The sequence below is a fragment of the Micromonospora sp. KC723 genome, from assembly GCF_004348595.1.
In the GTDB taxonomy this organism is placed as follows: Bacteria; Actinomycetota; Actinomycetes; order Mycobacteriales; family Micromonosporaceae; genus Micromonospora.
The window spans coordinates 1-4674 of record NZ_SMKD01000237.1 but is presented as its reverse complement, the minus strand read 5'-3'; the positions used below and the strand labels follow the sequence as shown (position 1 = coordinate 4674).

Sequence of the window (4674 nt, the reverse complement as noted above, 5' to 3'; positions counted from 1 at the left end):
CCCCACGACCGCCCCGTCGCCCCCACCGGACACCGAGGGTTCCGGCCCGGTACCGGTATGGCCAGCCACGACCCCGCTGGCTGTCCCGGTCGTTGCGCAGGAGCCCCGGGTGGCGCCACCGGTGAGCGTCCAGCGAGCGCCCGTGCCACCGGCTCCGGTGCCGTCCCCTGTCGTCTCACGGTCGGGGACGCACCCGATCGTCGTCCGGCCCGTCGCCACGCCGGCCGTCAACGCCCGGGAAGCGCCGCAGCCCGTCACCCCGGCCTCCTCCGACGAGCCCGTCACCCCGGCCTCCTCCGACGAGCCCGTCACCCCGGCGTCCTCCGGCAAGCCCGTCGACGCGGCGGCGTCCCCCGAGGCGGTGCCCGTTCCGGACGTGGCCCCGGCCAGCCCGCCGATCCCGGTCTCCGGGCCACCGGTCGTCGGCGTCGGGGAGCCGGGGGACGCGGACCCGACGGTCGAATCCGACCACGAGCCGGACCACGACGCGACCGTCGACGAGCCGGCCCTCCCGCCGACGCCCGAAACGGACGAGCCGGTGCCGCCGGCCGACGCGGGACGGACGGCGGACGCCACGGACACCGCCCGATCCGAGCAGGCCACGGCGACCGGCACCGACACGCGGACGCCCGGCGACCCGGAGCAGATGCTGGCCGCGTACCGGTGGCGGCTCGATCCGGAGACGCTGCGCGAGACCGTGGGCGACCCGGACGAGTTGCGGGCACTGCGGGGGCGGCTCACCGAGAAGCTCGCCGTCTCCCTGGACAACCGCGCTCGCGCCCGGCTGCTGAGCCTGCGCGCCGTCGTCTCCCGGGTCGTCGGCGACCTGGACGACGCGCTCGCCGACGGCCGGCTCGCCCTCACCTACGCCGAGGCCACCGGGGAGTTGCGGCGTACCGCGTTGGCGCGGGCCCGACTGGCGGAGGTGCTGCGCCGCCGGGGCGAGCACGCCGAGGCGGACCGGCTCTTCGTGGAGGCCAACTCGGCGGAGCTGCCGGACCGGCTGCGGTCGGCGATGCACGAGCACGCGGGCCGGTCCTGCTACGACCAGGGTCGGCTGATGGAGGCGTGCGAGCACTTCGAACGGGCACTGGACCTGCGTCGGGTCGACGACCCGGAGCTGACCGAGCGGATCAAGGTCTCCCTGGACGCGGTGCACGCCCGGGCCGTCGCGGAGGGCGGATTCGGGCCGTACCCGCGCAGTCGCGAGGAGGTGCTGCGCGGACACCGCTCACCGGCGCCGACGCGGGACAGCGGCCCGGGCCGGTGGGGGTACGCGGACGTCGACGGCGAACTGGTGATCGACTACCGGTACGCCGAGGCGCAGCCCTTCTGCGAGGGTGTGGCCTGGGTGCGCCGGCCCGACACCATCGGCTGGGAGTTGATCGACGAGGCCGGGACGACACTGATCGCCCCCGCGTACGTGGCGGTGCGGGCCTTCTCCGACGGCCTGGCCTGGGTGTCGCGCGGCGGTGACGCGGACTGGACGGCGATCGAGCCGGACGGCACCGAACTGGCCTCCGGCGGCTTCGAGGAGGTCCGGTCGTTCCGGGGCGGCGTGGCCGCGGTACGCCGGGGCGGGGCCTGGGGGGCGGTGGACCGGCACGGCCGACTGGTCGTGCCACTCCGCTACCAGGGTTTCCGGACCGTGCTCGCCGACGGCCGGCCGGTGGACGGTTTCACCGACGAGGGGCTGGCCGTGGTGGAGGCGGGTGGCCTGCGCGGCGTGGTGGACCGGACGGGGAGGGTGCTCGTCGCGCCCGCCCACCCGCAACTGATGATCCATCCGGTGGCGTTCCTGGCCACTGACCGCGCCGGCCGGTGGGGGGCGTTGGACCGGCGTGGCGCGCCGTTGATCGACCCGGTGCACCCGGGTCGGGACGCCGTGCTGGCCGAGATCGACCTGCTGCTGGCCGACACCCATCCGGTGCTCTGACGGTTCCGAGGGCCCGGGCTAGGGTCGGGGGATGGAATTCCGACACCTAGGCCGCTCGGGCCTGATGGTCAGCGAGATCTCGTACGGCAACTGGATCACCCACGGCTCCCAGGTCGAGGAGGAGGCGGCGCTGGCCTGCGTGCGGGCCGCCCTGGACACCGGCATCACCACCTTCGACACCGCCGACGTCTACGCCGGCACCCGGGCCGAGGAGGTTCTCGGCAAGGCCCTGGCGGGTGAGCGCCGGGAGGGGCTGGAGATCTTCACGAAGGTCTACTGGCCGACCGGCCCGGGCCGCAACGACCGGGGCCTGTCCCGCAAGCACATCATGGAGTCGATCAACGGCTCGCTGCGCCGGCTGCGTACCGACTACGTGGACCTGTACCAGGCCCACCGGTACGACTACAGCACCCCGCTGGAGGAGACGATGGAGGCGTTCGCCGACGTCGTGCACTCGGGCAAGGCGCACTACATCGGCGTCTCGGAGTGGAAGGCGTCCCAGATCCGCGAGGCGCACGGCCTGGCCCGGGAGTTGCGTGTCCCGTTGGTGTCCAACCAGCCGCAGTACTCGATGCTGTGGCGGGTGATCGAGACCGAGGTCGTGCCCACCTGCGAGGAGTTGGGCGTCGGGCAGATCGTCTGGTCACCCATGGCGCAGGGCGTGCTCTCCGGCAAGTACCTGCCGGGCCAGCCGCCGCCGGCCGGTTCCCGGGCCACCGACGAGAAGTCCGGTGCCAACTTCATCAAGGCCTGGCTGACCGACGACGTGCTCACCCGGGTGCAGCGGCTCAAGCCCCTCGCGGAGCAGGCCGGGCTGACCATGCCGCAGCTGGCCATCGCCTGGGTGTTGCAGAACCCGAACGTCTCCTCGGCGATCGTCGGGGCGTCCCGGCCCGAGCAGGTGCACGACAACGTCAAGGCGGCCGGCGTGACGCTCGACGCCGAACTGCTGAAGGCGATCGACGAGATCGTCGAGCCGGTCACCGAGCGGGACGCGGCGAAGACCGAGAGCCCGGCCCGCCGGCCCTGACGCTCTCCCCGGGCCGGCGCGGCCTCCGCGCCGGCCCGGCCCTTCCGGTACGCCGAAGGGTGTCTGCCCCCGAGTTCCCGGCGGCTGCGAGCGTGAGAAACCGGCGCCCCCGGGCCGGTCACCCCTGCCAGAAGCGGATCAGTTCCAGTCCCAGGGCGTAGAGCCAGCTCGGCAGGCCGAGCGCGTCGCCGAGGGCGAAGACCGCGTCGAAGAACCAACCACCGATGCGCGGGTTCCACAGCAGCGCGAAGAGCAGGATGAAGCCGAACGGGGCGAACAGGTCGTACATCCGCCGCCACTGCGGGTTCAACCAGGGCTGGATCATGTTGCCGCCGTCCAGGCCGGGTATCGGCAGCAGGTTGAGCAGGCTCGCGGTGAGCTGGAGGAAGGCCAGCAGCGCCAACCCCGCCCAGAACTCGACCGGCCCGCCGAACACCCCGGACCCGACCCGCAGCGCCGCCACCAGCACCAGCGTGAACAGCACGTTGGCGGCCGGACCGGCGAGGCTGACCAGGGTGTGGCGCAACCGGCCCGGAATGGCGTGCCGGTCCACCCACACCGCGCCACCGGGCAGGCCGATGCCGCCGAGCAGCACCACCACCACGGGCAGCACGATCGACAGCAGGGGGTGGGTGTACTTCAGCGGGTTCAACGTCAGGTAGCCGCGGTGGGCGATGTCCCGGTCGCCGGCCCGGTAGGCCACCACCGCGTGGGCGTACTCGTGCAGGCAGAGCGAGACCAGCCAGCCCGAGACGACGAAGAGGAACACGTCGAACCGGACGTTGCCGAACCCGTTCCAGGCCATCACCCCACTGGCCACGAAGAGCGCGACCAGGGCGAGGAAGATCGGGCTGGGACGGAACGCCGCCCGGGGCACACCCAGGACCAGCGGTTCCCCCGGGCGGTCGTACGCCATCACTCCGCCGTCGGCAGCAGGCTCATCCGGTACTCCACCCGGTCGTCCTCGACGAGCGCGACCGAGGTGACGCCGGACGCCGCGAGCTCCCGCCAGGTCTGGCCGATCCACGACTCGGCGTCCGCCTGGCTACCGAACGACTCCACCGGCCCCTCGACCGCCGTGCCGTCCGCGCCCTCGTACCGCCAGCTCCACGCCATGCCGCGTCTCCCCTCGCCGCTCCGCCGTCCCCGGGGACGGATCCCCGCAAGCGTAGTCGGCCGGTCCCGCGAACGGCCCGCTGCTCACTCCGAGCAGCGCCGCCGCCCGCGCCGGGCTCCAGGGTTTCCCGGCCCCTGTCCGGGTATGGGCAGGGTGAGCAACGGCGGTGGCCGGAACCCGCCGACGGACAGGGAGGCGACCGTGGAGCAGCGGATGCACGACAGGGACACCGAGGAGTTGCGGCAGATGGCGGTCCGGGGCGGCATCGTGGGAGCCGCGCACATGGACCGGGAGGAACTGCTGGACGCCCTCGTCGCCCGGCCGGGCGAGGGCGCCTGGCAGGAGGACCCGAAACCGGCGGCGGTGAACCCGAACGACTACCGGTACCGCTCCCCCCGTCACCCGTAGTACCGGCGGCGCGGCAGTTCCCACACGATCGCGTTCCGCACCGGTACGGTGGCGCGGTGCTGACTAAGGGACTGGCGCTCAGCGATCGTTACCGGCTGAGCGAACGGGTGGCGACCGGTGGCATGGGCACCGTCTGGCGGTGCGTGGACACCCTCCTCGACCGCGAGGTAGCCGTCAAGGTAC

At 73.4% G+C, this 4674-nt stretch carries 5 protein-coding genes; 3 read left to right on the top strand and 2 right to left on the bottom strand.

Going from position 1 to position 4674, the window contains the following annotated elements; all coding sequences use genetic code 11:
• The first annotated feature begins 142 nt into the window (after positions 1 to 142).
• Positions 143 to 1936 (top strand): WG repeat-containing protein, encoded by a 1794-nt coding sequence (locus E1165_RS28050; RefSeq protein WP_243705028.1) that lies wholly within the window; start codon positions 143 to 145, stop codon positions 1934 to 1936.
• Positions 1937 to 1967: 31 nt separating this feature from the next.
• On the top strand, positions 1968 to 2966 hold the full coding sequence (locus E1165_RS28045) for an aldo/keto reductase family protein (protein WP_132394706.1): 999 nt from the start codon (positions 1968 to 1970) through the stop codon (positions 2964 to 2966).
• Between the two features lie 118 nt (positions 2967 to 3084).
• Here the strand turns inward: E1165_RS28045 and E1165_RS28040 are convergent, their stop codons facing one another.
• Both E1165_RS28040 and E1165_RS28035 read right to left on the bottom strand, forming a co-directional pair.
• Positions 3085 to 3882 (bottom strand): site-2 protease family protein, encoded by a 798-nt coding sequence (locus tag E1165_RS28040; protein WP_132394705.1) that lies wholly within the window; start codon positions 3880 to 3882, stop codon positions 3085 to 3087.
• Positions 3882 to 4082: a hypothetical protein gene (locus E1165_RS28035; protein WP_132394704.1), complete on the bottom strand. Its 201-nt coding sequence runs from the start codon at positions 4080 to 4082 to the stop codon at positions 3882 to 3884. The genes E1165_RS28040 and E1165_RS28035 overlap by 1 nt, the downstream gene beginning before the upstream one ends.
• A 214-nt stretch (positions 4083 to 4296) precedes the next feature.
• On the opposite strand from E1165_RS28035, the gene E1165_RS28030 reads away from it, so the two are divergent.
• The gene (locus tag E1165_RS28030; RefSeq protein ID WP_371687404.1) at positions 4297 to 4491 is read left to right on the top strand and encodes a hypothetical protein; all 195 of its coding nucleotides are present in this window, start codon (positions 4297 to 4299) and stop codon (positions 4489 to 4491) included.
• The last annotated feature ends 183 nt before the right edge of the window (positions 4492 to 4674 follow it).

Coding starts and splice junctions, on each gene's coding strand:
- E1165_RS28045 (WP_132394706.1), top strand. CDS start 1,968: ATGGAATTCCGACACCTAGGCCGCTCGGGCCTGATGGTCAGCGAGATC.
- E1165_RS28040 (WP_132394705.1), bottom strand. CDS start 3,882: ATGGCGTACGACCGCCCGGGGGAACCGCTGGTCCTGGGTGTGCCCCGG.
- E1165_RS28035 (WP_132394704.1), bottom strand. CDS start 4,082: ATGGCGTGGAGCTGGCGGTACGAGGGCGCGGACGGCACGGCGGTCGAG.
- E1165_RS28030 (WP_371687404.1), top strand. CDS start 4,297: ATGCACGACAGGGACACCGAGGAGTTGCGGCAGATGGCGGTCCGGGGC.